Annotated in this window: 26 protein-coding genes; 8 read left to right on the top strand and 18 right to left on the bottom strand. The window is 72.5% G+C overall.

Going from position 1 to position 26,126, the window contains the following annotated elements:
- The first annotated feature begins 138 nt into the window (after positions 1 to 138).
- Positions 139 to 1,923, top strand: coding sequence for a glyoxylate carboligase (gcl, locus tag ACIQ9G_RS16785; RefSeq protein WP_403609574.1), 1,785 nt, complete (start codon positions 139 to 141; stop codon positions 1,921 to 1,923).
- Positions 1,924 to 2,034: 111 nt separating this feature from the next.
- Here the strand turns inward: gcl and ACIQ9G_RS16780 are convergent, their stop codons facing one another.
- The 17 genes from ACIQ9G_RS16780 to ACIQ9G_RS16700 form a co-directional block, all read right to left on the bottom strand.
- Positions 2,035 to 2,637 carry a TIGR04222 domain-containing membrane protein gene (locus ACIQ9G_RS16780; RefSeq protein ID WP_403609572.1) on the bottom strand — a complete coding sequence of 201 codons (603 nt, stop codon included), beginning with the start codon at positions 2,635 to 2,637 and terminating at the stop codon, positions 2,035 to 2,037.
- 210 nt (positions 2,638 to 2,847) lie between these two features.
- A complete protein-coding gene (locus ACIQ9G_RS16775) occupies positions 2,848 to 3,084 on the bottom strand; it encodes a hypothetical protein (protein WP_403609569.1) in 237 nt (78 codons plus the stop codon).
- A 624-nt stretch (positions 3,085 to 3,708) separates the two neighbouring features.
- Positions 3,709 to 4,599, bottom strand: a complete 891-nt coding sequence (locus tag ACIQ9G_RS16770) for a 2-hydroxy-3-oxopropionate reductase (protein ID WP_403609566.1) — start codon at positions 4,597 to 4,599, stop codon at positions 3,709 to 3,711.
- A 44-nt stretch (positions 4,600 to 4,643) separates the two neighbouring features.
- Positions 4,644 to 5,483 carry a TIM barrel protein gene (locus tag ACIQ9G_RS16765; RefSeq protein WP_403609564.1) on the bottom strand — a complete coding sequence of 280 codons (840 nt, stop codon included), beginning with the start codon at positions 5,481 to 5,483 and terminating at the stop codon, positions 4,644 to 4,646.
- Between the two features lie 156 nt (positions 5,484 to 5,639).
- Entirely contained in the window at positions 5,640 to 6,461 is an 822-nt protein-coding gene (locus ACIQ9G_RS16760) for a hypothetical protein (protein WP_403609562.1), read from the bottom strand.
- A gap of 48 nt (positions 6,462 to 6,509) precedes the next feature.
- Complete coding sequence (locus ACIQ9G_RS16755; protein ID WP_403609560.1) at positions 6,510 to 7,169, bottom strand: hypothetical protein; 660 nt, start codon at positions 7,167 to 7,169, stop codon at positions 6,510 to 6,512.
- Positions 7,142 to 8,416 (bottom strand): MCE family protein, encoded by a 1,275-nt coding sequence (locus tag ACIQ9G_RS16750; protein ID WP_403609557.1) that lies wholly within the window; start codon positions 8,414 to 8,416, stop codon positions 7,142 to 7,144. Before ACIQ9G_RS16750 ends, ACIQ9G_RS16755 begins: the two co-directional genes overlap by 28 nt.
- Positions 8,413 to 9,735 (bottom strand): MCE family protein, encoded by a 1,323-nt coding sequence (locus ACIQ9G_RS16745; RefSeq protein ID WP_403609554.1) that lies wholly within the window; start codon positions 9,733 to 9,735, stop codon positions 8,413 to 8,415. The genes ACIQ9G_RS16750 and ACIQ9G_RS16745 overlap by 4 nt, the downstream gene beginning before the upstream one ends.
- On the bottom strand, positions 9,732 to 10,865 hold the full coding sequence (locus ACIQ9G_RS16740; protein WP_403609551.1) for an MCE family protein: 1,134 nt from the start codon (positions 10,863 to 10,865) through the stop codon (positions 9,732 to 9,734). Before ACIQ9G_RS16740 ends, ACIQ9G_RS16745 begins: the two co-directional genes overlap by 4 nt.
- On the bottom strand, positions 10,862 to 11,842 hold the full coding sequence (locus tag ACIQ9G_RS16735) for an MCE family protein (RefSeq protein WP_403610057.1): 981 nt from the start codon (positions 11,840 to 11,842) through the stop codon (positions 10,862 to 10,864). Before ACIQ9G_RS16735 ends, ACIQ9G_RS16740 begins: the two co-directional genes overlap by 4 nt.
- A gap of 332 nt (positions 11,843 to 12,174) precedes the next feature.
- Positions 12,175 to 13,230: an MCE family protein gene (locus tag ACIQ9G_RS16730; RefSeq protein ID WP_392192480.1), complete on the bottom strand. Its 1,056-nt coding sequence runs from the start codon at positions 13,228 to 13,230 to the stop codon at positions 12,175 to 12,177.
- Positions 13,227 to 14,474 (bottom strand): MCE family protein, encoded by a 1,248-nt coding sequence (locus ACIQ9G_RS16725; RefSeq protein ID WP_403609548.1) that lies wholly within the window; start codon positions 14,472 to 14,474, stop codon positions 13,227 to 13,229. The genes ACIQ9G_RS16730 and ACIQ9G_RS16725 overlap by 4 nt, the downstream gene beginning before the upstream one ends.
- Before the next feature lie 5 nt (positions 14,475 to 14,479).
- On the bottom strand, positions 14,480 to 15,295 hold the full coding sequence (locus tag ACIQ9G_RS16720; RefSeq protein WP_356195560.1) for an ABC transporter permease: 816 nt from the start codon (positions 15,293 to 15,295) through the stop codon (positions 14,480 to 14,482).
- A 3-nt stretch (positions 15,296 to 15,298) separates the two neighbouring features.
- On the bottom strand, positions 15,299 to 16,069 hold the full coding sequence (locus ACIQ9G_RS16715; protein WP_392192482.1) for an MlaE family ABC transporter permease: 771 nt from the start codon (positions 16,067 to 16,069) through the stop codon (positions 15,299 to 15,301).
- On the bottom strand, positions 16,066 to 17,004 hold the full coding sequence (locus ACIQ9G_RS16710) for an ABC transporter ATP-binding protein (RefSeq protein WP_403609546.1): 939 nt from the start codon (positions 17,002 to 17,004) through the stop codon (positions 16,066 to 16,068). The genes ACIQ9G_RS16715 and ACIQ9G_RS16710 overlap by 4 nt, the downstream gene beginning before the upstream one ends.
- A 208-nt stretch (positions 17,005 to 17,212) precedes the next feature.
- Entirely contained in the window at positions 17,213 to 18,322 is a 1,110-nt protein-coding gene (locus ACIQ9G_RS16705; protein ID WP_403609544.1) for a sigma-70 family RNA polymerase sigma factor, read from the bottom strand.
- 54 nt (positions 18,323 to 18,376) lie between these two features.
- Positions 18,377 to 19,399 carry a lytic transglycosylase domain-containing protein gene (locus tag ACIQ9G_RS16700; protein WP_403610054.1) on the bottom strand — a complete coding sequence of 341 codons (1,023 nt, stop codon included), beginning with the start codon at positions 19,397 to 19,399 and terminating at the stop codon, positions 18,377 to 18,379.
- A gap of 277 nt (positions 19,400 to 19,676) precedes the next feature.
- On the opposite strand from ACIQ9G_RS16700, the gene ACIQ9G_RS16695 reads away from it, so the two are divergent.
- The 7 genes from ACIQ9G_RS16695 (at position 19,677) to ACIQ9G_RS16665 (ending at position 25,488) form a co-directional block, all read left to right on the top strand.
- A complete protein-coding gene (locus tag ACIQ9G_RS16695; RefSeq protein ID WP_403609541.1) occupies positions 19,677 to 19,925 on the top strand; it encodes a hypothetical protein in 249 nt (82 codons plus the stop codon).
- Positions 19,922 to 20,290, top strand: coding sequence for a helix-turn-helix domain-containing protein (locus ACIQ9G_RS16690; RefSeq protein WP_403609538.1), 369 nt, complete (start codon positions 19,922 to 19,924; stop codon positions 20,288 to 20,290). The genes ACIQ9G_RS16695 and ACIQ9G_RS16690 overlap by 4 nt, the downstream gene beginning before the upstream one ends.
- 213 nt (positions 20,291 to 20,503) lie before the next feature.
- Entirely contained in the window at positions 20,504 to 21,019 is a 516-nt protein-coding gene (uraD, locus tag ACIQ9G_RS16685; RefSeq protein WP_403609536.1) for a 2-oxo-4-hydroxy-4-carboxy-5-ureidoimidazoline decarboxylase, read from the top strand.
- The gene (gene uraH / locus ACIQ9G_RS16680; protein ID WP_403609534.1) at positions 21,016 to 21,414 is read left to right on the top strand and encodes a hydroxyisourate hydrolase; all 399 of its coding nucleotides are present in this window, start codon (positions 21,016 to 21,018) and stop codon (positions 21,412 to 21,414) included. The genes uraD and uraH overlap by 4 nt, the downstream gene beginning before the upstream one ends.
- Before the next feature lie 7 nt (positions 21,415 to 21,421).
- Positions 21,422 to 22,315, top strand: a complete 894-nt coding sequence (pucL, locus tag ACIQ9G_RS16675; RefSeq protein WP_403609532.1) for a factor-independent urate hydroxylase — start codon at positions 21,422 to 21,424, stop codon at positions 22,313 to 22,315.
- Positions 22,316 to 22,431: 116 nt separating this feature from the next.
- Complete coding sequence (locus ACIQ9G_RS16670) at positions 22,432 to 23,811, top strand: 8-oxoguanine deaminase (protein ID WP_403609530.1); 1,380 nt, start codon at positions 22,432 to 22,434, stop codon at positions 23,809 to 23,811.
- A gap of 273 nt (positions 23,812 to 24,084) precedes the next feature.
- A complete protein-coding gene (locus tag ACIQ9G_RS16665) occupies positions 24,085 to 25,488 on the top strand; it encodes a nucleobase:cation symporter-2 family protein (RefSeq protein WP_403609528.1) in 1,404 nt (467 codons plus the stop codon).
- A 12-nt stretch (positions 25,489 to 25,500) separates the two neighbouring features.
- On the opposite strand, the gene ACIQ9G_RS16660 is transcribed toward ACIQ9G_RS16665, so the two are convergent.
- On the bottom strand, positions 25,501 to 26,112 hold the full coding sequence (locus ACIQ9G_RS16660) for a 3'-5' exoribonuclease domain-containing protein (protein ID WP_403609526.1): 612 nt from the start codon (positions 26,110 to 26,112) through the stop codon (positions 25,501 to 25,503).
- Positions 26,113 to 26,126: the final 14 nt, after the last annotated feature.

Genomic DNA, 26,126 nt, shown 5'->3' with positions numbered 1-26,126 from the left:
GGGTCGCCGTCTCTTGACGCCCTTCACCCGCCCCGCCTACATTGATTCCAGATCGTAGAAAGTAATTTCCACTATACGGAAGAAGCTTCCGCGGGGCGCGACGGAGTGCGAATCCGACAGCCGGAGCAGGAGTACTCGATGGCTCGAATGACCGCTGCCCGCGCGGCAGTTGAGATCCTCAAGCGCGAGGGCGTCACCGACGCCTTCGGGGTGCCGGGCGCGGCGATCAATCCCTTCTACGCGGCGCTCAAGGCCTCCGGCGGCATCCACCACACCCTCGCCCGGCACGTCGAGGGCGCCTCGCACATGGCCGAGGGCTACACCCGTACGCACCCCGGCAACATCGGCGTCTGCATCGGCACCTCGGGCCCCGCCGGCACCGACATGATCACCGGCCTGTACTCGGCCATCGGCGACTCCGTCCCGATCCTGTGCGTCACCGGCCAGGCGCCGACCGCCGTGATGCACAAGGAGGACTTCCAGGCCGTCGACATCGCCTCCATCGCCACGCCGGTGACCAAGATGGCGGTGACCGTCCTGGAGGCGGCGCAGGTCCCCGGCGTCTTCCAGCAGGCGTTCCATCTGATGCGCTCCGGCCGCCCGGGCCCCGTCCTGATCGACCTTCCGGTCGACGTCCAGCAGACCGAGATCGAGTTCGACCCGGAGACCTACGAGCCGCTCCCCGTCTACAAGCCCGCCGCCACCCGCGCGCAGATCGAGAAGGCGCTCGGGATGCTGAACGCCGCCGAGCGGCCGCTGATCGTCGCCGGGGGCGGTGTCGTCAACGCCGACGCCTGCGAACTCCTGGTGGAGTTCGCCGAGCTGACGGGCACTCCGGTCGTCCCCACCCTGATGGGCTGGGGCGCCATCCCCGACGACCACGAGCTGAACGCGGGCATGGTCGGCCTGCAGACCTCGCACCGCTACGGCAACGCGACCTTCCTGGAGTCCGACTTCGTCCTCGGCATCGGCAACCGCTGGGCCAACCGCCACACCGGCCGCATCGACGTCTACACGGCCGGCCGCACCTTCGTGCACGTCGACATCGAGCCCACCCAGATCGGCAGGATCTTCGCCCCCGACTACGGCATCGCCTCCGACGCGAGGGCCGCGCTGGAGCTCTTCGTCGACGTGGCACGAGAGGTGAAGGCACGGGGCGGGCTGCCCGACCGTTCCGCCTGGGCGGCGTCCACGCAGGAGAAGAGGGCGACGCTCCAGCGCCGTACCCACTTCGACGACATCCCGATCAAGCCGCAGCGCGTCTACGAGGAGATGAACAAGGCCTTCGGACCGGAGACGCGGTACGTCTCCACCATCGGCCTCTCGCAGATCGCCGGCGCCCAGATGCTGCACGTCTACCGGCCCCGGCACTGGATCAACTGCGGCCAGGCGGGGCCGCTCGGCTGGACCGTCCCGGCCGCGCTCGGGGTGGCGAAGGCCGACCCGGGGGCGCAGGTCGTCGCCCTCTCCGGCGACTACGACTTCCAGTTCATGATCGAGGAACTGGCCGTCGGCGCCCAGCACCGGATCCCCTACGTCCACGTCCTGGTGAACAACTCCTACCTCGGCCTGATCCGCCAGGCGCAGCGGGCGTTCGACATGGACTTCCAGGTCAAGCTGGAGTTCGAGAACATCAACTCGCCCGAGCTGGGCGTCTACGGCGTCGACCACGTCAAGGTCGCCGAGGGCCTCGGCTGCAAGGCGATCCGCGTCACCGACCCCGGCGAGCTCGGCGCGGCCTTCGAGCAGGCCAAGAAGCTCGCCGCCGAGTACCGGGTGCCGGTCGTCGTGGAGGCCGTCCTGGAGCGGGTCACCAACATCTCGATGTCGACGACCAACGACATCGGCGACGTCGTCGAGTTCGAGGAGATCGCGACCGAGCCGGGCCACGCGCCGACCTCCATCAGGACGCTGAAGCCGTAGAACTGGTGGTGCGTCAGCCGGGCGCGGCGAAGGGCGGCTCACCCTGTACGGGGGCCGCCCTTCCGCGCCGACGCCGCCCGCCCGCCGTCCCGGTTCCGGCTCCGGCTCCGGTCACACCGTGCCGCAGCCGGAGCCGACCCCGTCCCCGCCCCCGCCGCTCCAGGACTCCGGCAACGCGCGCTCGGTGGTGCCGCCGCGCCCGACGAGCCCGGCCTCCCGCGTGAAGCGCGGCACGAGCGAGGTCAGGGCCCGGTCGCCGTACAGGGCGACCGCGAGCAGCACGGCGTCCGGGGACAGGCCGGCCCGGGCCGCGGGCAGCGGATGGTCCCCGCGCAGGGCGCGGAGCGCGCGCCGGCCGCGGGCCGTGCGGCCGGGCGGGACGGCGCGCAGCAGCCCCGCGGCCCGGAGGTCGCGCCGCAGGGCGGCGAGGGCCCGGACCACGCCACGCCGTTGCAGCAACTGCCCCATTCCCGCGGGCCGGTACAGCGCCGCGTGCACCGCCCTCGTCAGCGGCGGAAGGACGGGCAACTCCCTTGCCGCGCCCGGGGACCGTACCGTGACCCGCATCGTGCCGCCGCGTCCGGCGCCGACGGTGCCGTACAGATGGAGGGCGAGGACGCAGACCTGGACGGCGGCGCGGGAACCGCCGCGCAGCAACGCGATCTCGTGTGGCCCGAGTTGGTTCGCCGGCACGCCGTCCATGAGACCCCCCACGTGGCGCGGGGCCCGCCGCCCCCGTGCCGGCGGGCCCCGTGTGAGGTGAATGTTCCCTGCGCGGGCAGTGCTCGAAGCGTCTTCCGCCGGGTTCAGAGGTTGATTTGAGCATGCCGTAGCCGGGATACGCACACCGCCGTACGCGGGGCTGGGGGCGCACGCACACCGCCGCCCCCGTGCCGAGGCGGGGGCCCGTCCCGGGCGCGGGGCTCAGAGGTCGTCGTGCTCCGTCAGGCCCGGCCAGTCGTCCGGGCCGCCGCCCTGCCACTCGATGAGATCGCTCTCCTCCACCTCGATGCGGTCCAGGTCCGCCAGCCGGAGGATCTCGACGACGTCGTCCAGATGGGACGCGAGCCCGAGGGTCACCTCGCCCTCGGTGACCCGCCGGGAGCCGTCCAAGGCCGGGGCGTGGACCACGATGTGCGGATGCTGCGCGGGGCTGTCCATGCCTTCAGGCTGCTGCGGGCGGCCCGGATCCGCACCCCGGAGGACGCCGGAAAGCCCGGACGCGGGCTGTCCTCCGCGTCCGGCGCTCGCGGCCGGTGAGGTGCCCGGTCAGGTGGCCGGTTCTGGCCGTCCGACGGCGCGAGGCTGGGCGCGACAGGACATTCGCGCCGCCGGACGGGGCCGGGGGGGCCTCGCACCTGGCGTACGAGGCGTGCATGGCGTACGAGGTGTGCGTGACGTACATGGCCTACGTGGTGCACGTGGCGCACGGCGGAGGGGACGGAAAGGGCTGGGACCGCGGCGGATGCGACGGCTCCGGAAGCCGTCCTCCCTCTGGTCGAGAGGACGGTCCGGGACCTTCACCACCGCACTGGCTCGCACACCGCCGCGGTCCTCGCCCTGCCCACGCGGCCACCGCCCGGCCACCCCTCGTCCGGGTCGCCGGGGGACCGCGCGGGCTGCGCGGGGAGTCACGACCTCCGTCGGACTCCGCGCGGTCTGGGGGACTTCAGTCCTCGGTCCGCGGCCCCGGTCGGTCGCGGATGGTTCCGGGTGGCGCCGCCGCCTGGGCGCGACAGGACAGGTGTCGGCGGCGGCGCCACCCGGAGTTCTGGGGGCTCCGGGTCAGATCCGGGCGCCGGAGAGGCGCTCCACGGCCCGCAGCAGGGCGGAGTGGTCCAGGCCGCCGTCGCCCTGGGCGCGCAGGGACGCGACCAGTTGGGCCACCACGGCGCCGACCGGCAGGGCCGCGCCCACGGTGCGGGCGGCGTCCGTGACGATGCCCATGTCCTTGTGGTGCAGGTCGACACGGAAGCCGGGCCTGAAGTCCCGGTCTAGGAAGTTGTCCTTCTTGCGGGTCAGCACGGTCGAGCCGGCCAGCCCGCCGTTGAGGACGTCCAGGGCCGCCCTCAGGTCCACGCCCGACTTCTCCAGGAACACCACGGCCTCGGCGCACGCCTGGATGTTCACGGCCACGATCAGCTGGTTCGCGGCCTTCACCGTCTGCCCCGAGCCGTGCGGACCGCACAGCACGACGGTCCTGCCCAGCACCTCGAAGATCGGCCTCGCCGCGTCGAAGTCGGCCCGCTCACCACCGACCATGATCGACAGTACGGCCTCGATCGCGCCGGCCTCACCGCCCGACACCGGGGCGTCCAGGACGCGGATGCCCTTCTCCCCGGCGGCGGCGGCGAGGTCGATGGAGGTCTGCGGGGTGATCGAGGACATGTCGATCAGCAGGGCGCCCGGACGCGCGTTGCCGAGGATCCCGTCCGGGCCGTAGGCGATGGCCTCGACCTGCGGGGACGCGGGCACCATCGTGATGATCACATCGGCGTCCCGGACGGCCTCGGCGACCGAGCCGGCCGCGGTGCCGCCGGCGGCGGCCAGACGGTCCAGCTTCTCCCGCTCCAGCGTGAAACCGGTGACGTCGTAACCCGCCTTGACCAGGTTCTCGGACATGGGGGAGCCCATGATGCCGAGGCCGATCCAGGCGATCTTGGGAAGGGTGGCCATACGGGTGCCTCTCTGACTGGTCTGCTGTGTCGTGGGGTCGGCGCTCAGCGGGCGGCGCGGGTCTCGGTCGGCAGCCAGGCGAAGGACTCGGCGCTCGGCCGGTCGCCCGGCTTGTACTCCAGGCCCACCCAGCCGTCGTATCCGGCCTTCCGCAGCCGGTCGAGCAGGTCCTCCAGCGGGAGCGAACCCGTGCCCGGGGCGCCGCGGCCGGGATTGTCGGCGATCTGCACGTGCCCGGTCCTCGCGGCGAACCGCTCGATCACCGCCGGCAGGTCCTCGCCGTTCATCGACAGGTGGTACAGGTCCATCAGGAACTTCGCGTTCCCGAGACCCGTCGCCGCGTTGACCCGGTCGACCACCTCCACCGCGGCCGGCGCCGACACCAGCGGGTACAGCGGCGACTCGGGCCGGTTCAGGGCCTCGATCAGCAGGATCGCGCCGATCCGGTCGGCGGCCCGGGCCGCGAGGACCAGGTTCTCCAGCGCGAGCGTGTCCTGCTCGGCCGGGTCCACGCCGTCGACGCGGTTGCCGTAGAGCGCGTTGAGCGCCCCGCACCCCAGCGACTCGGCGAGGCCGGCGGCCACCTCGATGTTCGCGCGGAACCTCTCCGACTCCTCACCGGGGACCGACAGGGCGCCGCGGTCCGGGCCCGGGAGCCGTCCGGCGTAGAAGTTCAGGCCGGTCAGCCGCACGCCCGCGGTCTCGATCGCCTTCCTCAGCGCGTCGAGCTCGGACCGCTCGGGGGTGGGGGTGTCGATCCACGGCCACCACAGTTCGACGGCGGTGAAGCCGGCCGCGGCGGCGGCCGCCGGGCGCTCCAGGAGCGGGAGTTCCGTGAAGAGGATCGACAGGTTGACGTTGAAGCGCTGGTCTGCGAATCCCATCGGGGCACCGCTCCTGTTCCGTATCGCGGAAACAACATTCTGCTTAATGGAAATCCTGCCGTCGGCTCGGGAAGGCTGTCAAGAGCGCGCACGCAGAAGTGCCCCCGCGCGAGCCGCGCGGGGGCACCGGAGGTGGGAGGGAGGCCGGCTCCCGGTTCAGAGCGCGTCCACGGCGCTCACCTTCCAGCCCGACGGGGTGCGGGTCAGCGTCATCCGCACCCGGTTGAGGTCCAGCCGGGAACCGTCCACCTGAGTGCTCCGGGTGACCTGGTTGACGAAGAGCAGGGCGACGACCCGGTCCGGTGCGGCCGACACGACCGAGGCCGCCGGGTCGCCGCCGTCCGAGGGCGCCGCCACCGTCGCCTTCACCACGCCGTGGTACTTCTTCGCGGTCGGGCCCACCACCGTCCGCGTGGTCTTGAGGTACTGCTGACGGAAGGCCCCGGTCAGGCTGGCGCGGGCCCGGGCGAAGTCCCGGTCCAGGTGCCGGTAGTCGTACGACAGCACGACCGGTGCCGCCTTCCGCGCGGCCGCGAGCGCCTCGGTCCTGGCTTCGTCCGCCCGCCGCCCCTCCCGGTACCGCCACCCGAGCACGGCCACGGCGACCAGGCCCGCCACGAGCAGAACGCAGAGCGCCCCGGTGAGCAGCCGCCGCCCGGGCCGCCAGGCGGGCGCGCCCTCCGGCTCCGCGTCTGTCTCCGTCTCGGGCTCGGCCTCGGCGTGCGCTTCCGTTTCCGCCGCTGCCCCTGCCGCCGCCCCTGACTGTGCCTCTGTGTCCGCCTCCGCCGTCGAGTCGTCCTCGGCGGCGACGGGCGTGTCGCGCTCCTCGCTCCCCTCGTGCCCAGGGCGCTCCGGGCGCGCCTCGGGCTCCGGGCGCTCCCCCCGCGCGGCACGCTTGGCCGCCGCGCGGGCGGCCGCGGTCATGGTGCGCCGTGCGGGGGCGCCGGCTCCTCGGGTCCGGGTCGTCGGGTTCGCCACGGTCGTTCTCCTCACTGGTGCTGCCTGGTGGTACGGGACGCGGCGCGGTCAGCCCACGAACTCGACGCCGGAGGTCAGCCAGCGGCCGCCCTGACGCACGAGGTCGAGCTGGAGCCGGTAGGTGCGTGCCTGCCCCTCGGGCACGGCGGTGTTGGTCACCTTGCTGTCCGCGACGACCAGGACCCGGGCCGCGTGGTCGTCGGACCGCACGATGCCCGCTTCGAGGACCTGCCCCTCGGACACCGACTTGTTCCGGGCGACCAGCTTGGTCAACTCGGCGGTCTGCGCGGCGAACTGCTTCTTGAAGTCGCCGGTGGCGTCCTTCAGCACGTTCCCGCTGTCCCGGCCGTAGTGGCGGTAGTCGAGCGAGGTGAAGTTCAGCGCCGACTGGCGGGCCGCGGCCAGGACGTCCTGGCGGCGCTGCTCGTCCGCGCGCCGCTCGGACAGCCGCACGCCCAGCCAGCCCGACAGCACGGCCGTCAGGACGGTCACGCCGACCAGTCCGGCGAGCAGCAGCCTGCGGCGGTCCCGCCGCACGCCTCCGGTATTCCTGCCCTCGGCCTTCCTGACCTTGGTCTCCGTGCCCTCGGTGTCCGGCCCCCCGGCGTTCGCACCCTCGGCCTTCGTGTCCTCGATGTCCGTGCCCTCGGTCTCCGTGCGGGCTTCCTTGCCGTCGGCTTTCAGGCCATCGGCCCGACGAGCAGCCATTGCCACGACTCCTTTCCGAACGTGGTCCGTTCGCCGCCCGTCGAGCCGATCTCGACGGGCGTCCCGTCCGGGCCGGTGGCGGTGCCGGTCTCCGGGTCGTACGGGGTGACGTACGCGGACTGGTTCGCCGTACCCGAACCAGCTCGCGCGCCGGGCGCGTTCTGCGCGCCGCGCACCGAGGTCGCGCTGCCGCGCGGTGCCGTGCAGCGGGCGCCGGTGTTCGCGGCCCGCGTGCTCGTGTCGGCGGGGTCGCGTCGCCGCGTCCCGTAGCCCCGGGTGCACGCCGGCGGGTCGCCGGCGTTGACGACGAGCCCGAAGTGCGTGGTGCCGTCGCCGGGCAGGACCGTGTAGCTGCCCGCGACCACCACCGGGAAGGTGACCAGGGCCTGTTCGACCCCGGGCAGCCGCGCCAGGGTCACCTGGCCGCCGCTGATGAGGTTGGCCAGCAGCACCGGCAGCTGCGGCCGGGTGGACCTGAGCAGCGAGTCGATCTGCTCGGCGGCGGGCGCCGTGTTGCCGATCAGCCGGCGCAGGTCGCCGTCGCTCGACTTCACCTGCGCGGTCAGCGTCGCCAGGTCGCGGGAGAAGGACTTGATCGCCGAGCCCTGGTCGGCCTGTGTCTTGAGCACCTTGCGCGAGTCCTCGATCAGCGAGACCGTCTGCGGAAGGGAGTCCGACGCCGACTCGACGAGCGCGTTGCCGGAGTCGACCAGGCGGCCGAGCCGCGGCCCGGTGCCGGCGAAGGCCTTGCCCAGTTCGTCGACGGTGGTGCGCAGATCGTCCTTGCCCACGGAGTTCACCAGCCGGTCCAGGCTGAGCACGAGGTCGGTGACGGGCAGCGGGGTCCGGGTGTGCCCGCGCGGGATGGGGCTCCCGTCCTTCAGGTACGGGCCGCCCAGATGCCGGGGCTGGAGGTCGACGTACTGTTCGCCCACCGCCGAGCGGTCGGCGACCACGGCCAGGGCGTCGGCCGGGATCCGCGGCTTGCCGTCCTGGATCCGCAGAGCCACCGACACCCCGGAGCGGGTCGGCCGCAGAGCGGCCACGCGCCCGACCGGCACCCCGCGGTAGGTGACCTCGGCGCCGGGGAACACGCCCCCGGACTCGGCGAAGTCGGCCCGTACCGTGTAGCCGCGGTGGAGGACGCGGTCCGCCAGGCCCGTGTACTCGGCACCGACGTACGACACCCCGACGGCGGTGACCGCGGCGAAGGCGAGCAACTGGGCCTTGACCGTACGTGTGATCACGGCTGCATCCCCTTCAGCATGAGTGCGGCGAGAGCGAGGTCGATCCCCGGCGGGAGGCGGCGCTCGTCCCCAGCGGTGCCGTAGCCCGCGGTGTCGTAGCCCGAAGTGCACACCGGTGGGCACAGGGACCCGCCCCCGCCGTCCGTCGCCGGCGGGGAACTCGTCGGTGGCTTCGGCACCTTCGGCAGGCCCGGGGTGCTCGGCAGGGGCGTGGGCGTCGGCAGGCCGGGAACGCTCGGCAGGCCCGGCGTGCCGGGGAGGCCCGGGAGCGAGGGCGCCGGGCCCGGCCCCTTTCCGGAGCCGCCCTTGCCGGGCTTGTCGGTGAGGTTGCCGTAGATGCCCGCCAGGTCGAGGTCGGCGTTGATCCGCAGGTTGACGTAGTCGCCCTTGACGGCGTCGACGGCGTTGCGCGGGAACGGGTATGTGGTCAGCATCTCCAGCGAGTTGGGCAGGTCGTCGCCCGCCTTGTTGAGCTGCGACAGGATCGGCCGCAGCTGTTCCAGGTCGGCCACGGTGTCGTCCCGCGAGGCCTTGACCACCCTTGTGCCCGTCTTGCCGAGGTCCGACAGGGCGGTGAGCATCTTCGTCAGGTCCCGGCGCTGGTCGGCGAGGACCTTCAGCGCGGGCGGCAGCGTGTCGACGGCCCGGGCGATGGTCTTCCGCTCCTTCTTCAGGCGCTTGGCCAGCCGGTCGACGCCCTTGAGCGCGCGGACGATCTCCCCGCGCTGCTCGTCGAGTCCGCCGATGAACGTGTCGAGCTGCTTCAGCAGGGACCTGACCCGGTTCTCCCGGCCGGCCAGGGCCTTGTTCAGCTCCACCGTGATCGTCTTCAGCTGGGCCACGCCGCCGCCGTTGAGGAGGGCGGACAGGGCGGACAGCACCTCCTCGATCTCCGGGTTGCGGCCGCTGCGCGACAGCGGGATCACGGCGCCGTCGCGGAGCCGTCCGACGGGCGGGGTGTCGGCCGGCGCGGCCAGGGCCACGTACTTCTCGCCCAGCATGCTGGTCTGCCGCAGGCCGGCGACCGCGTTGGCGGGCAGCCTCACCGAGTCGGCGACGCGCAGCCGCACCCGCGCGTGCCAGCCGACCAGTTCGACCTTCTCCACCGCGCCCACGGTGACGTCGTTCACCTTGACCGCCGACTGCGGCACCAGATCGAGGACGTCCCGGAACTCGACGGTGACGTGGTAGGCGTGGCCGTCCGCGGCGGCCCCGCCGGGGAGCGGGACGTCGTACCAGCCGTTGAACGAGCAGCCCGTCAGCAGCAGTGAGCCGGCCGCCGTCCACGCGGCCACCCCGGCCCGGCGCGGCGCGCTCATGCCCGGGCCCCCAGGATTCCGCCGAGCGTCCGGTCCACCGTGCCGGTCGCCGCCGGGGCCGGCGGTACCTCGGGCAGGGAGTCGAAGAGCTTGCGCAGCTCCGCGCAGCTCGGGTTCCGGCCGCCCGTGTCGCCGGTCGTCCGCAGCAGGGAGCACAGCAGGGACGCCGGGTCCTGCGGCCCCTGCGCGTTGTTGCGGGTGTCGAGCGTGCCGGCCGCCGGGTTGTAGGCGTTCTGCAGGTTCGACAGGCCGGCGGGGGCGACCGTCAACAGTTCCTCCAGAGCTGCGCGTTGGGTGACGAGGACCTTGGTGACCTTGCTCAGGCCCTTGACGTCCGACGTCAGCGACTTCTTGTTGTTCCGCACGAAGTCGGACACCTCGCCGAGCGCCGTGCCCAGGTGCAGCAGCGCCGCCGCGAGGTCCTTGCGCTCCCCGGAGAGCTGCTTCGCCACCTCGGCGAGGCTGGTGTCGAAGGACCGTACGCTCTTGTCGTCGGCCGCCAGCGCGGCCGTGAACACCTGCAGGTTGCGCACGGTGCCGAACAGGTCGCCCCGCCCGTCGGAGAGCGTGGTGACCGCCCGGGAGAGGTCCTCGACCGTCTGGTTGAGGTTCCTGCCCTGGCCGTCCAGGTTGTCCGCGCTCACCCCGAGCAGGCGCGAGAGGGAGCCGTCCTTGTTGGCGCCCTTCGGGCCGAGCGCGTCGGCGGTGGTGTGCAGACTGTCGAAGATCCGGTCCAGCTCGACGGGGACGGCCGTGCGCGACTCGGGGATGACGGCGCCGTCCCGCAGCACCGGCCCCTTGCGGTACACGGGCAGCAGCTGCACGTAACGGTCGCTGACCACCGAGGAGTTGATGATGGCGGCTCGCGCGTCGGCGGGAACTTTGCGCCCCTCGTCGAACGACAGCTCCACGCGCACCCGGTCGCCCTCCGGCACGATCCTCTCGACCCGGCCGACGGGGACGCCGAGGACGCGGACGTCCGAGCCGGGGTAGATGCCGACCGTGCGCGGGAAGTACGCGGTGACGCGTACGGGTGTGGAGTGCGGCCACAGCACCACGGCGAGCGCGGCGACGACCGCGAGCGCGGTGAGCAGGGCCAGGGTGCGGCGGGCGGGCAGGCGTGGGGTCATCGCGAGCCTCCCGACCGCGGCACGACCGGGGCGGCGACCAGGTTCTGGATGTACGAGTCGAACCAGCGGCCGTTGCCCAGGGTGTTGGTGAAGAGCCGGATGTAGGGGGCGAGCAGTTCGACGCTGCGGTCGAGGCTCGCCTGGTTGCGTTCGAGCATGGTGACGAAGGTGTCGAGGTTCTTCAGGGCGGGCCCGATCTCCTCGCGGTTGTCCTCGACCAGTCCGGAGAGCTCGATGCCCAGCAGGGCGGAGCTCTTGAGCAGCCGGTGGATCGCCGCGCGCCGCCTGCTGATCTCCTTGAACAGCTTGTCGCCGTCCTTCACCAGCGCGGAGAAGTCCTCGGTGTGCGCGGCCAGTACGCCGGTCACTCCGTGCGCGTGGTCGAGGAGGTCGTGCAGCGCCGCGTCGCGGGAGGCGACGGTACGGGAGATCCTCGACAGTCCCTTGATGGACGCCCGCACCTCCGCGGGCGAGTCCTGGAAGGTGGTGGAGATCGTGTCCAGTGCCTTGGCGAGCCGCCGGGTGTCGACCTCCTCGGTCGTGGTCGTCAGGTCGCTGAACGCCTCGACGACGTCGTACGCGGACACCGTCCTGCCCAGTGGGATCTCGCTGTCCGGCCGCAGCCGGCCGGGTCCCTTGGGATACAGGGCGAGGTACTTGGCACCCAGGACCGTCTTGACCCGGATCGCCGCGCCGGTCGTGGTGCCCATCGCCGGGTCGCCCTTGATCTTGAAGGTGACCTTGACGTGGTCGCCGTCCAGGTCGACGCCGTCCACCTTGCCGACCTTGACCCCGGCGATCCGCACCTCGTCCCCGGGCTTGAGCCCGCCCGCCTCCGAGAAGGCCGCGCTGTACGTCTTCCCGCCGCCGATGAGCGGCAGGCTGTCGGCGTTGAACGCGGCGACCGTCAGCAGCGCGAGGACGGTGAGGCCGACGGCGCCGACGACCACGGGGTTGCGCTCACGGAAGGGCTTCAGCCGCGGCCGGCGCAGCCGGAGGTCGGGCAGCTTCGGCGGCAGGACCTTCACCGTGAACAGCGGTTCGGGGCGGGGACGCCGGCTGCCGCCCGAAGGGGCGCCGAGGCCGGCCGGCTTCGGCTTGGGCTTCGGCTTCGGCTTGGGCAGCATCGGCAGCTTCGGCGGCAGGACTTTCACCGTGAACAGAGGCTGGGGGCGGGCCCGTCCGCCGCCGCGCGAAGGGACACGAGGCCTGGGCAGTCTCGGCCTCGGGAGCTTCGGCGGCAGGACCTTCACCGTGAACAGCGGTTCGGGGCGCGGGCGCCGGGAGCCGCCCCGCGGACTGCGCACGCTCATCCGCCGCACCTCGCCTGCGCCACATGGAACTCCGGGCTGAGCACCTGCTTCGTCTTCGGCAGCACGATGCGGCCGTCGAAGTCGCAGAGGTAGAAGTTGAACCACGAGCCGTAGGACGCCGTCCCCGTCATCGCGTTGAGCTTGTTCGGCAGCCGCTTCAGCACGCCCTCCACGGTCTTCTCGTTCCTGTTCATGGTTCCGGTGAGCCGGTTCAGCCCGGCGATGTCGTCCTTCAGCGCCGGACGCGCGTCCGTCAGCAGCCCCGAGGTGGCGTCCGTGAGGTCGCCGATGTTCGCCAGGGAGTCACCGATGGGTTTGCGGTCGGCGGACAGCCCGGAGATCACCCGGCGCAGCTGGGTGAGCAGTCCGGAGAAGCGGGCACCGCGCTTGTCGAGCGTCGCCAGCACCGTGTTGAGGTTGCCGATCACGGAGCCGATGAGCCGGTCGCGGTCCGCGAGCGTCGTGGTGAGCGACGCGGTGTGCGCGAGCAGGCTGTTCACCGTGCCGCCCTCGCCCTGCAGGGTCCGGATGATCTCGGTGGCGAGCTGGTTGACGTCGTTCGGGCTGAGCGCGGCGAACAGCGGCTTGAAGCCGTTCAGCAGCGCGTTGAGGTCCAGCGCGGGCTGGGTCCGGGACAGCGGGATGGTGCCGTCCGGCCGCAGCCGGGTGCCGTCGCCCGCGCCCTCGGTCAGCGCCACGTACCGCTGCCCGACCAGGTTGCGGTAGCGGACGACCGCGCGGGTGCTGGTGAGCAGGGGGCGGTTCGCGGCGACGGTGAAGGTGACCTCCGCCAGCGTCCGGTCCTTGATCCCGATGTCCTCGACCTGGCCGACCCGCACCCCGGCGACCCGGATGTCGTCGCCCTTCTCCAGGCCGGTGACGTCGCTGAACACGGCGTGGTACGTGTCCTCGGGGGTGAAGGAGACGTTGACGATCGTGGCGGCGAGCAGAGCCGTCGCCACGATCGTGACCAGCGCGAAGAGGCTGAACTTGACCAGCGGCGCGGCGGTTCGCCGGGCCCGGCTCGTCTCCGTACGGCGTTTCGTCCTCATGCGACGCTCACCGCCGTTCCCCGGGCCAGCGGCCCGAACAGCAGGGTCGTGACGGGCGGCACGCGGTCCGCGGGGACACCCAGGACGGGGGACACCAGTGAGGCGACGGCGCGCTGTTCGGCCGCGGTCGAGGACACGGGGGAACCTCCGGGCGGTGAGCCGTCCGAACCGCCGGACGACGTGCCGTCGTCGAGTCTGGGCTTTGGTCCGGGCACCTGCGGATGGGGCATGCCCCGGCAGTCCGGCCCCGACCGCTCGCCGTAGCGCGGCTCCTCGCCGGGCCGGTACGCGCCCTGCGGGCGGACGACTTCGAGGGTGATCCGCATCTCGCCGCCGCGGAACGCGTCCTCCGACACCTGCTCCTGCCGGACCAGGCCGTTCAGCAGGCAGGGGTACTCGGGGGAGTAGCGGGCGAAGAGCTCCAGCGTGGGGCGGGAGACCCGGCCGAGGGTGATCAGCCGGTCGCCGTTGGTGTCGAAGAAGTCCCGCGCGGTGCCCGCGACCGTCGCGGTGCTCCGCAGTGCGGCGGCCAGCCGGTCCTGCTTCTCCACGATGGTGCGGCTGGTGGTGACGGTGTTGCGCAGGATGTTCATCAGGTCGGGGGCGGCGTCGCCGTACACCCGGGCCACGTCGGCGAGGCGCGAGATGTCCTCCTTGAGGGACGGCAGATGCGGGTTCAGTCGTCGCAGGTAGGCGTCGACCCGGGTCAGGTTGTCGCCGATCCGGTCCCCGCGGCCCTCCAGCGCGGTCGCGAACGCAGAGAGGGTGGCGTTGAGTTCACCCGGCCGGACGGTCCGCAGCAGGGGCAGCAGGTCGTTCATCAGCTGCTGCACCTCGATGCCGGCCTTCGTGCGGTCCTGCGTGATGACGTCCCCGGCGCGCACGGCCCGGGCCGTGGAGCCGGCGGGGGCCACGAGGTCGACGTACTTCTCGCCGAACAGCGTCTTGGGCAGCAGCCGGGCGTGCACGTCCGCCGGGATGTACCGGACGTACTCCGGCTGGAGCGCGAGGTCGAGCGTGGCCTTCGCGCCGTCCGCGTGCACCGCGCGCACCTCGCCGACCAGCAGCCCGCGCAGCTTGACGTCGGCCCGCGGATCGAGCTGGTTGCCGAGCGTGCCGGCCTCCAGCGTGATGCGCACGACCGGCGTGAACGCCTGCCGGTAGACGGCCACCGCGAGCGACAGCAGCAGCGCCAGCACGGCGAGGAAGACGATCCCGTACAGCCTGAGTCTCAGCGCTCTCACCCGTGTCACCCCGCGATCCGTACGGTCGTGCTGGCGCCCCAGATCGCCAGGCTCAGGAAGAAGTCCAGGACGTTGACGGCGACGATCGAGGTGCGCACCGCACGTCCCACCGCGACCCCGACCCCGGCGGGCCCGCCGCTCGCGTGGTAGCCGTAGTAGCAGTGCACCAGGATGATCAGGACCGCGAAGACGATCACCTTGCCGAAGGACCACAGCACGTCGACCGGCGGCAGGTACTGGTGGAAGTAGTGGTCGTAGGTGCCGGTCGACTGTCCGTAGTAGCCGGTGGTGATGGTGCGGGCGGCCAGGTAAGAGGACAGCAGCCCGACCACGTACAGCGGGATCACGGCGACGAATCCGGCGATCATCCGGGTCGTCACCAGGAACGGCAGGGAGGGGACGCCCATCACCTCCAGCGCGTCGGTCTCCTCGCTGATCCGCATCGCGCCGAGCTGGGCCGTGAAGCCGGCGCCGACCGTCGCCGACAGGGCGAGCCCGGCCACCAGCGGGGCGATCTCCCGGGTGTTGAAGTACGCGGAGAGGAACGCCACGAAGTTGGACGTGCCGAGCTGGTTCAGCGCCGCGTAGCCCTGCAGGCCGACCTCGGTGCCGGTGAAGAACGACAGGAAGGCGATCACGCCGACCGTGCCGCCCACGACGGCGAGCGCGCCCCGGCCGAAGCTCACCTCGGCGAGCAGCCGCAGGACCTCCTTCTTGTAGCGGCGCAGCGTACGCCCCGTCCACGCCAGCGAGCGTCCGTAGAAGGAGAGTTGGGTGCCCAGCTCCTCCAGGGAGCGCAGGGGGCGTTCGAGAAGTGACATCGTTCAACCCCTCTGCGGGACGACCTGGAAGTACACCGCGGTCATCACGAAGTTGGTCACGAACAGCAGCATGAAGGTGATCACCACCGACTGGTTGACGGCATCGCCGACCCCCTTCGGACCGCCCTGCGCGGTCAGCCCCTTGTAGGAGGCGACGATCGCGGCGATCGCCCCGAACACCAGCGCCTTGAACTCCGCCGCCCACAGGTCCGACAGCTGGGCGAGGGTGGTGAACGACGCCAGATACGCGCCGGGCGTGCCGTTCTGGAGGACGACGTTGAAGAAATAGCCGCCCGCCACGCCCACGACCGACACCAGGCCGTTGAGCAGCACGGCCACCACCATCGAGGCCAGCACGCGGGGGACGACGAGCCGGTGGATCGGGTCGATGCCGAGCACCTGCATCGCGTCGATCTCGTCGCGGATCCTGCGCGCCCCGAGGTCCGCGCAGATCGCCGTGCCGCCCGCGCCCGCGATGAGCAGCGCGGTGACGATGGGCGAGGCCTCGCGCAGGACGGCCAGCACCGAGGCGGCCCCGGAGAAGGACTGGGCGCCCAGCTGCCGGGTCAGGCTGCCGATCTGCAGGGCGATGACCGCGCCGAAGGGGATGGACACCAGGGCCGTGGGCAGGATGGTGACGCTCGCCACGAACCACGCCTGCTGGATGAACTCCCTTGCCTGGAAGGGCCGTCGGGGCAGGGCCCGGACGACGTCCAGCGCCATCGCGAACAGGTTGCCCGATTGCCGCAGCGCTCCGGTCGGGGACAGGCTCACGCGCTCCTCACCTCCTTCCGCCGCAGCTCGTCCTCCCGTCTCGCGATGGCCTCCCATCGCGGCGGCCGGGAGACGCCCGGGCCCGGCAGCAGGCGGGGAGTCATCGCCTCGCCGCCGGGGGTCTTCGCGGGGGTGTCCAGCTCGGCGAGTTCCTGCTCGACCTGGGCCGCGTCCTTCTCCTCCGCCATGCCGATCGGACCCTGCATCCGGCCGTTCAGGAACTGCCGGACGACCGGCTCGTCACTGGTCAGCAACTGCTCGCGGGGACCGAACATCACCAGCTCGCGCCGGAACAGCAGCCCGATGTGGTCGGGCACCTGGCGGGCCGAGGCGATGTCGTGCGTGACGATCAGGAAGGTCGCGTCGATCTGCGCGTTGAGGTCGACGATCAGCTGGTTCAGGTACGCCACGCGCACCGGGTCGAGGCCGGAGTCCGGCTCGTCGAAGAGGATGATCTCCGGATCGAGCACCAGCGCCCGGGCGAGTCCGGCGCGCTTGCGCATCCCGCCGGAGATCTCGCCGGGCAGCTTCCCCTCGGAGCCGAGCAGCCCGACCATGTCCATCTTCTCCAGCACGATCCGCCGGATCTCGCTCTCGGACTTGCGGGTGTGCTCGCGCAGCGGGAAGGCGATGTTGTCGTACAGGTTCATCGAGCCGAACAGCGCGCCGTCCTGGAACAGCACGCCGAACAACTTCCGCACCTCGTACAGGTCGCGCTCACGCAGCCTGGTGATGTCGCGGCCCGCGATCCGGACCGATCCGCGGTCCGGCTTGAGGAGCCCGACGAGCGTCTTGAGGAACACCGACTTGCCCGTGCCCGAGGGGCCGAGCATGACCGAGACCTCCCCGGCAGGCAGGGTCAGCGAGACGTCCTGCCAGATGACCTGGTGACCGAAGGACTTGGTCAGTCCTTCCACACAGATCTCGACACCCATCCGGTACACCCTTCGCCCGCGGCAGCAGCTCGTACACCTGCTCTACGGGGAGGGGTGGGGCGTCCGTCGCGAGGCCGGCGAATTTTTTTCGCGGGCTGGTTTGACGGGGCGTTCGGCGGGCCAGGGCCCTTGCTCCGGGTCGGGCCTGCTCCGCGCGACGGTGCCGTCCGAGGCCCCCGCGCCCCCGGCGAGATCCGGAAGAGAGGCCCTACGGCAGTGCTCCGGTGGACGCGTCCGGTGCGGGGGCCGAGAGCGAGGGGGACGGCACGGCGGACGTGTCCGGCTTCGCCCGGGGCGACGGGAGGGGCCCGACGGATGCGGGTGACGGAGGCGGCGGGAGCGACGGAAGGGCGGAGGAGCCCGGCAGGTCCGGAACCTTCGGAACCGCGGGCACCTGGGGCACCTCCGGTGCCGGCAACCCCGCCAGCGGGGACGGCGGGACCTCGGGCAGCGACGGCACGGACAGCGGCAGGAACGTTCCGCCGGTCGCCGGAGCCGTCGCGCCACCGCGCGGGGCCGCGGACGCCGTGGGCGAGGGCCGCCGCACCGCCGGGTCGGGCGCCTGTCCGGAGTCGTCGGTCCGGAACGCCCGTGTGCCGCTGGACACCGGCGCCCGCCACGAGGGTGTGCCCGTGCCGCCCCCGCCTCCGTCCGAGTGGAGCGTGAACGGCAGCACCAGCCCCGCGACCACCAGGGTCGCCGCCGTCGAGGTGACCCCCGCCGCCTGCGCCTTGCCGCCCGCGCGCGGCCGGCCGCGCCCGATGAGGAACAGCGCGACCCCGAGCGTCCCGGCCAGCGAGGCGCGCAGCGTGCGCCGCGCCCGGGCCAGCAGCGACTCGACGGTCCGGTAGCTCAGGCCCATCCGCACGGCGACCTGGCCGACGTCCAGGTCCTGCGACCTCAGCCGCAGAGCCTCCGCCTGACGGGCGGGCAGCTCACCGCTGCGCACCGCCACCCACTTCGCCTCGGCGCGGTCGCACACCGCCTCCTCGACGGGCACCGGGACCGGCGCCGCGAGGGTGGGGCTGCTGCGCACCTCGGCCTCCCGGTTGACCTGCCGGTACCGGTCGACGCACAGCCGCATGGTCACGGTGGTCAGCCAGGCGCCGAGGCGGTCGTCGTCGAGGTCCGGGCGCTCGGCGGCGCGCAGCATGGCCTCGTGCACGGCGTCCTCGGCGTCCTCCGGGCTCATCGACCGGCGCCGTGCCACCTTCAGCAGGTGCTCACGGTGGCTCCACATGCGCTGCCAACGGTCGTGGGCCGCCTGTATGCCGGCCGCCGCGTCCCCGGACGTCTCCGCGGGCTTGTCCGTCGCCATGAGGGCCCCTTCGCGCTCACCCGCCGGACCCGTTCCGTCCGGCGGGTGGCGACATTACCGCCGGGTAGCCGCGGTTGGGGAGGGGGTGGCGCCGATCGGATTCCCGCCGTCGCTGGTCAGCGGGCCGTCAGTGGGCAGTGCGTTGCCCGTGGGCAGCGTGAGGCTCGGGGTGGGGACCGGAAGCGCCGGCGCGTCCGTCTCCCGCCCTGCCGCCGCCGTGCCGGACGGGGTGGGGGAGGGCGCGGACGGCGGCGCGGACGGCGCGGAGGACGCCGAGGCGCCCGGCCCCGGCCGATGGGCCCGCGGCCGCGGCGAGGGCTTCGGCCGCCCCGGCCGGGACGGCTCCGGCCGCGCCGGGGACCCGGCCGGCAGGTCGGGCACCACCCGGTGCCCGTCCAGGAAGTACGCGTACCAGGCCCTGACCGTGCGCAGGTAGACCTCCGAGTGGTTGTAGCCGAGGACCGCCCGGTCCAGATCGGCCGGGTCGGACAGGTCCCGCCCGCCCGCGCACAGGTAGCGTCCGGCGGCGAGGGCCGCGTCGAAGACGTTGTCCGGGTCCGCCCGTCCGTCGCCGTTGCCGTCCGCGCCCCAGTGGGCCCAGGTCGAGGGGATGAACTGCATCGGGCCGACCGCGCGGTCGAACACCGCGTCCCCGTCGTAGGCGCCGCCGTCGGTGTCGCGGACGACCGCGAAGGCGCCGCCGGCCAGCCTCGGCCCGAGGATCGGCGGTACGGCCGTACCGTCCGGAGCCACCCGGCCGCCCCGCGCCTGCCCCGACTCCACCTGCCCGATCGCGGCGAGCAGTTGCCAGCGCAGCCGGCACCCCGGCGCGCTGCGCGCCAGCTCGGCCTCGGCGCGCCGGTAGGCCGCGAAGACGCTCGCCGGCAGGGCGCCGCCCGTGCCCTCCGGCCCGCCGTCCTCCTTCGGCTTCCCGGTCCGCAGCGGCGGAAGCCCGGTGCGGTAGGGCGTGTCACCGGACACGCTGGGGCCGTGATCGGCGGGTGCCGCCCGCGGCGCGGGCGCCGAGGCCCCGGCCGGAAACGCGCCCGGCGCCTGGGACGCGGTCAGCGCCGCCATGGCCGCCGCCGCGAGCGCCGTGCCCCTCGCCCCTCGGAGTGCGCCCTTGCCTGTCCGCCCTGCCACCGTGCCGTCCCCTCCCTGTGCGGATGCGCGTCATCTGCTCTACGCGGCGGGGCGGCGCGTCCGTCGCGCGGGCGGTGGTTTTCCGCGGTGGTCTTCCGCGGCCGGGTCCGCACGCGCGTCCGTTAAGGTCTCCCCAAGCGGCCGAGGTGGTCCGGCCCCGACCGCGGACCTGGCGGAACGCGCGGGTCGGAGCGGATGCCATGGGGGCACAGTGCGACTGAAAGTGGAGTTCACGACCGAGCCCTTCGACCTCGACGAGGCACCGGCGCACGCGCTGGCGGCCCGCGAGGTGATCGAGGCCGCCGAGCTGGACGCGGTCGACGTCGGTCCGTTCGGCAACACGGCCGAGGGCGGCGCCGACGCCGTGCTCAACGCCGTGGACACCCTGCTGCGCAGGAGCCTCGAGGCCGGTGCCACCCGGATCTCGCTGCAGGTCAACGTCCTCGGGGAGGACCGGTGACCGCCGCGGGTGAGGAGACCTTCATCGCGGCCGTGAAACCGCTGGTCGACGCGATCGGCGGCGAGATGCTCCCGCCGGACGAGGCCGGCCCCGACGACGTGGTGCTCTCCTGGCAGGGCGCCGACGCGGTCGCCGTACGCCTGCCGCAACTGGCCGACTCCCTCGACCACATCCTGGCCGCCATGGAGCGCAAGCGGGGCAAGCCCCTCGCTGAGCTGGACCGCAAGGCCAAGCAGGAGGTCGTACGGGTCCTGGAGGCGCGCGGCGCCTTCTCGGTGCGGCACGGCGTGGAGACCGTGGCGAGCGCGCTCGGCGTGAGCCGCTTCACCGTCTACAACTACCTCAACCGCGAGAAGGGGGCCTGACGCGGGGCAGGTGGCCTGTCCCGGGTCAGGGGGCCTGTCCCGGGACGGACACGGGCCGCCCGAAGACGCCCCGCGCGACGAACCGCCGCCCCGATTCCGGGCGGCGGTTTTGGAACACCGAGTTTTCAACAAAGTGTTGACGCCGACTTTCGGAGGGCGTTAGCTGAACGCAGCCCGCTCAGCACGACGGCCGAAACGGCCACGGAGGCACCCGTGACTTCGACTGCCACGCCCCCGGGCCTCGCCCGCCTCAACGCCCTGGAGGAGCCCGCGGCCCGCGCCGCGCTCCACCAGGTGTGCGCCTCCACGGCATGGGGCGGCCGGCTGCTCGCCGCCCGCCCGTATCCCACCGCCGAGGACCTCTACGCCGCCAGTGACGCCGCCACGGCGGAGCTGACCGGCGAGGACCTCCAGGAGGCGATGGCCGGCCACCCGCCGATCGGCCGCCCCAAGCCGGGGGACCCGGCCTCGGCCCGCGAGCAGCGGGGCATGGCCGGCGCCTCCGACGAGCTCAGGGCGGAGATGCTGGAACTCAACCTGGCCTACCAGGAGAGATTCGGCCACGTCTTCCTCATCTGCGCCACCGGCCGGACCGGCGAGCAGATGCGGGACGCGGTCAAGGAGCGGATCGGCAACGCGCCGGAGCGGGAGCGGGAGATCGTCCGCGCCGAGCTGGGAAAGATCAACCGCATCCGGCTGGCCCGACTCCTTGAAGAGGGAACCGCATGAGCACCGAGACCACCGCCTCCGTGTCCACGCACATCCTGGACACCAGCGTCGGCCGCCCCGCCGCGGGCGTCACCGTCCACCTCCTCGCCCGTGGCGGCCGGGAGGCGGACTGGCAGGCGCTCGGCGGCTCCGCCACCGACGCGGACGGGCGGTGCAGGGACCTGCCGGCCCTGCCGGAGGGAACCACCCACGTACGGCTGGACTTCGCCGTCGAGCCGTACTTCGAGAAGAAGCGAGCCGAGGCGCAGCAGGACGCCCCCGCGAATCGGGACAGCGGTGCCGGCGCGGTGTTCTTCCCCGAGGTGGCGATCACCTTCGCCGTCGTACCGGGCGAGCACTACCACGTACCGCTGCTGCTCAACCCGTTCGGCTACTCCGTTTACCGAGGGAGCTAGCAGACACATGGCAGTTCTGGGACAGAACCAGTACGGCAAGGCCGAGAACCGGGTCGTCAGGATCACGCGCGACGGCACCACCCACCACATCAAGGACCTGAACGTCTCCGTCGCCCTCTCCGGCGACATGGAGGAGGTCCACTACTCCGGCTCCAACGCCAACGTCCTGCCGACCGACACCACCAAGAACACCGTGTTCGCCTTCGCCAAGGAGCGCGGCATCGAGTCCGCCGAGCAGTTCGGCGTCCACCTCGCCCGCCACTTCGTCACCAGCCAGGCGGCGATCCACCGGGCCCGCATCCGGGTCGAGGAGTACGCCTGGGACCGGATCGAGCACGCCGGGAAGGGCGCCCACTCCTTCGTCCGCAAGGGCCAGGAGACGCGCCTGACGCAGATCACGTACGACGGCTCCTCGTGGGAGGTGGTCTCCGGCCTCGAGGACCTCGTCGTGATGAACTCGACCGACTCCGAGTTCTGGGGCTACGCCAAGGACAAGTACACGACGCTCCCGGAGGCCCACGACCGCATCCTGGCCACCCGGGTGTCCGCCCGCTGGCGGTTCAACTGGACCGACGACGCACAGACGATGCCCGACTGGGAGGAGTCCTACGAGCAGACGCGCAAGCACATGCTCCAGGCCTTCGCCGACACGTACTCCCTCTCCCTGCAGCAGACGCTGTACCAGATGGGGTCGCGCATCATCGACAACCGCGGGGAGATCGACGAGGTCCGCTTCTCGCTGCCCAACCAGCACCACTTCCTCGTCGACCTGGAGCCCTTCGGGCTGAAGAACGACAACGAGGTGTACTTCGCCGCCGACCGGCCCTACGGCCTGATCGAGGCCACCGTCCTGCGGGACGGCTGCGAGGCGCGGATCCCCGCGGACCTCACCAACCTCTGACCCCTGCTGAACCGGCATACTCGGCACCCGTGGCCGGGAGCCCGCCTCCCGGCCACGGCACTCGAATCCCCCGGGGTCCTGCCGTGCCCTCTCCACATCAGCGCAAAGGACGAACCATGGCAGCAGACCGGCGCATCGTCATCGAGAACTGCTCGATCGCGACCGTGGACGCCGACGACACCGAGTACGAGAGCGGCCACCTCGTCATCGCGGGCAACCGCATCGAGTCGCTCGGCGCGGGCAGGGCCCCCGACGGCCTGGAGAACGTCGACCGCCGCATCGACGCCACCGGGCACCTGGTCACGCCCGGACTGGTCAACACCCACCACCACTTCTACCAGTGGATCACCCGGGGCCTGGCCACCGACCACAACCTGTTCGACTGGCTGGTCGCGCTGTACCCGACCTGGGCGCGCATCGACGAGCCGATGGTGCGCGCGGCCGCCCAGGGCTCGCTCGCCATGATGGCCCGCGGCGGAGTCACCACCGCGATGGACCACCACTACGTCTTCCCGCGTGGATCCGGCGACCTGTCCGGCGCGATCGTCCGCGCCGCCCGCGAGATGGGCGTCCGCTTCACCCTGGCCCGCGGCTCCATGGACCGCGGCGAGTCGGACGGCGGCCTGCCGCCGGACTTCGCCGTCGAGAGCCTCGAGGACGCGCTGGCCGCCACCGAGGCCACCGTCGACGAGCACCACGACGCCTCCTTCGACGCCATGACCCAGGTGGCCGTCGCCCCCTGCTCGCCCTTCTCCGTCTCCACCGACCTGCTGAGGCAGGCCGCCGAACTGGCCCGCCGCAAGGGCGTACGGCTGCACACCCACGGCTCGGAGACGGTGGAGGAGGAGAAGTTCTGCCACGAGCTGTTCGGCATGGGCCCCACCGACTACTTCGAGTCCACCGGCTGGCTCGGCCGGGACGTGTGGATGGCGCACTGCGTCCACATGAACGACTCCGACATCGCCGCCTTCGCCCGGGCCGGGACAGGCGTCGCCCACTGCCCCTCCTCCAACGCCCGCCTCGCCGCCGGCATCGCCCGCGTCCCCGAGATGCTCGCCGCCGGTGTCCCGGTCGGCCTCGGCGTCGACGGCACCGCCTCCAACGAGTCCGGCGAACTCCACACCGAACTGCGCAACGCCCTGCTGATCAACCGTCTCGGCCCGCACCGCGAGGCCGCCCTGAGCGCCCGTCAGGCACTGCGCCTCGGCACCTACGGAGGCGCCCAGGTCCTCGGCCGCGCCGACCAGATCGGCTCCCTGGAGCCGGGCAAGCTGGCCGACCTCGTGCTGTGGAACCTCGGCACCCTGGCCCACTCCTCCATCGCCGACCCCGTGACCGCCCTGGTCTTCGGCGCGGCCGCCCCGGTGACGGCCTCCTTCGCCGACGGGCGTCAGATCGTCGAGCACGGGCGCCTGCTGCACGCCGACGAGGACGCCATCGCCCGCTCCACGCGGGACGAGGCCCGGCGCCTGGCGCGGATCGCCGCGCGGGGCTGAGCAGTTCCAGGACTCCGGCCGGGAGGGACGGCTCCCGGCCGGCAGCCGTGGACCCGAGCGGGGTTCGCGGCGGGCCGCCTCCGGGGCGCGCGTGGACGCGCGCGCCCCGGACGGTCACCGTCCCCTTCCCGGGGCCCTGCCAGGGCCCCACCCCCCGGTCCCTCCCCCAAGCTCTCGGCTTCGCTCGAGCAGGGAGGTGCCCCCATGCCCGTTGCACCACCTCCCTGAAACCCGCGTCGGAGCCGACGCGCAACCGACCGGAGGAGAGCCGCCGTGTCCGCCCACCCTGTTGACGAGACCCCCGTGGTCGACGGGACCCACCCCGTCGACGAGAAACTCCCCGCCCTGAAGATGGCGACCAGCGGTCTGCAGCACGTGGCCGCCATGTACGCGGGAGTCGTCGCCCCGCCCCTGATCGTCGGCGCGGCCATAGGCCTGTCCGGCACCGAACTGACCTTCCTCACCGGCGCCTGCCTGTTCACCGCGGGCCTCGCGACCTTCCTGCAGACCCTGGGCATCTGGAAGATCGGCGCCCGGCTGCCCTTCGTCAACGGCGTCACCTTCGCCGGTGTCGCCCCCATGACCGCGATCGTCGCCTCCACCGGGGACAAGTCCGAAGCCCTCCCGGTCATCTTCGGCGCGGTGATCGTGGCGGGCCTCCTCGGCTTCCTCGCCGCACCCGTCTTCTGCAAGGCGGTCCGCTTCTTCCCGCCCGTCGTCACCGGCACGGTGATCACCCTCATCGGCGTCTCCCTGCTGCCGGTCGCCTTCGGCTGGGCCCAGGGGCCCGACCCCGCCGCGGACGACTACGGCTCGACCACCTACCTCACCCTGGCGGGCATCACCCTCGTCCTCGTCCTGCTGCTGCGCCGCTTCACCCGTGGCTTCGTCAAGCAGATCGCCGTCCTGCTCGGTCTGGTCGCCGGCACCCTGGTCGCCGTCCCGTTCGGCGTCACGGACTTCGGGCCGGTGGCGGACGCGCGGCTCGTCGGCTTCCCGACGCCCTTCCACTTCGGCGCCCCGCAGTTCCACATCGCCGCCGTCCTGTCGATGTGCGTCGTGATGGTCGTCTCCATGACCGAGTCCACGGCCGACATGCTGGCGCTGGGCGAGATCGTGGAACGCCCGGCGGACGAGAGGACGATCGCCGCGGGCCTGCGCGCCGACACCCTCGGCTCCGCGCTCAGCCCGCTGTTCAACGGCTTCATGTGCAGCGCCTTCGCACAGAACATCGGCCTCGTCGCCATGACCCGCGTCCGCAGCCGCTTCGTCGTCGCCTTCGGCGGCGGCTTCCTGGTGCTGATGGGGCTGTGCCCGACGGCCGCCTCGCTCATCGCCGTCGTACCGCGCCCGGTGCTCGGCGGCGCGGGCGTCGTCCTGTTCGGCTCGGTGGCGGCGAGCGGCATCCAGACCCTCGTACGGGCCGGACTCGACCGGGACAGCAACGTCCTGATCGTCGCCGTCTCCCTCGCCGTCGGCATCATCCCCATCACCGCGCCGGGGTTCTACCACGCCTTCCCCGAGACCGCGCGGATCGTCCTGGACTCGGGCATCTCGACCGGCTGCGTGACCGCGGTCCTGCTCAACCTGGTCTTCAACCACCTGGACAAGGGCCGGGAGGCCCAGGACGTGACCCATCCGATGGAGGCGGGGGAGGAGATCGCGGCGGTGCACTGAGCGGAGAGGACGTCAGCCGGCGTCCGGGGCGGCCCCCGGACCCGGCCACGCCATGAGGTTGGCGAACAACTCGGCCTGCTCCACGGCGTCGTCGAGGGCGTGGTGCGTGTGCCTGCGGTGGGAGAGCAGGTGGCGCGGCATCGTGCCCTTGGCGACGGCCCGCAGCGGCAGGCCCGCCTTCACGGCGTACAGCGTCTTCATGTCCAGGCACCCGGAGTGCCCGAAGGGGCTCGCCCCGGTGAAGCGGATCAGGTACCAGTACAGGAACATCCAGTCGAACGCCGCCGGGTAACCGCACATCACCGGCTGCGCCCCCGCGCTCACCTCGCGCACCCAGTCGGTGAACTCGGTGAGCGCGGCCTCCGGCTCGGCCCCCTCCCGGCCGAGCCGCTCCCGGTCCAGGCCGCTCACCGCCAGCGCCTCGGGCACGAACTCCGCGCTGATCGGGCGCAGTTCGCGGTAGAAGGTGTGCCGTGTCGGATCGGCGGCCGTGAAGCCGTCCGCGTCCTGCGTCCCCGCGACCGCGGCGCCGAGACTCAGCATCGAGTACGGACCGGGGATCGGCCCGTCCGCCTCGACGTCGACGGAGATGCAGAGGCTGGGTCTGGTACGTCGTACGGCCATGGAGCGGAAGCATC

Source organism: Streptomyces sp. NPDC096152 (assembly GCF_044763235.1).
GTDB lineage: Bacteria > Actinomycetota > Actinomycetes > Streptomycetales > Streptomycetaceae > Streptomyces.
This window is presented reverse-complemented; position numbering and strand designations above follow the sequence as displayed.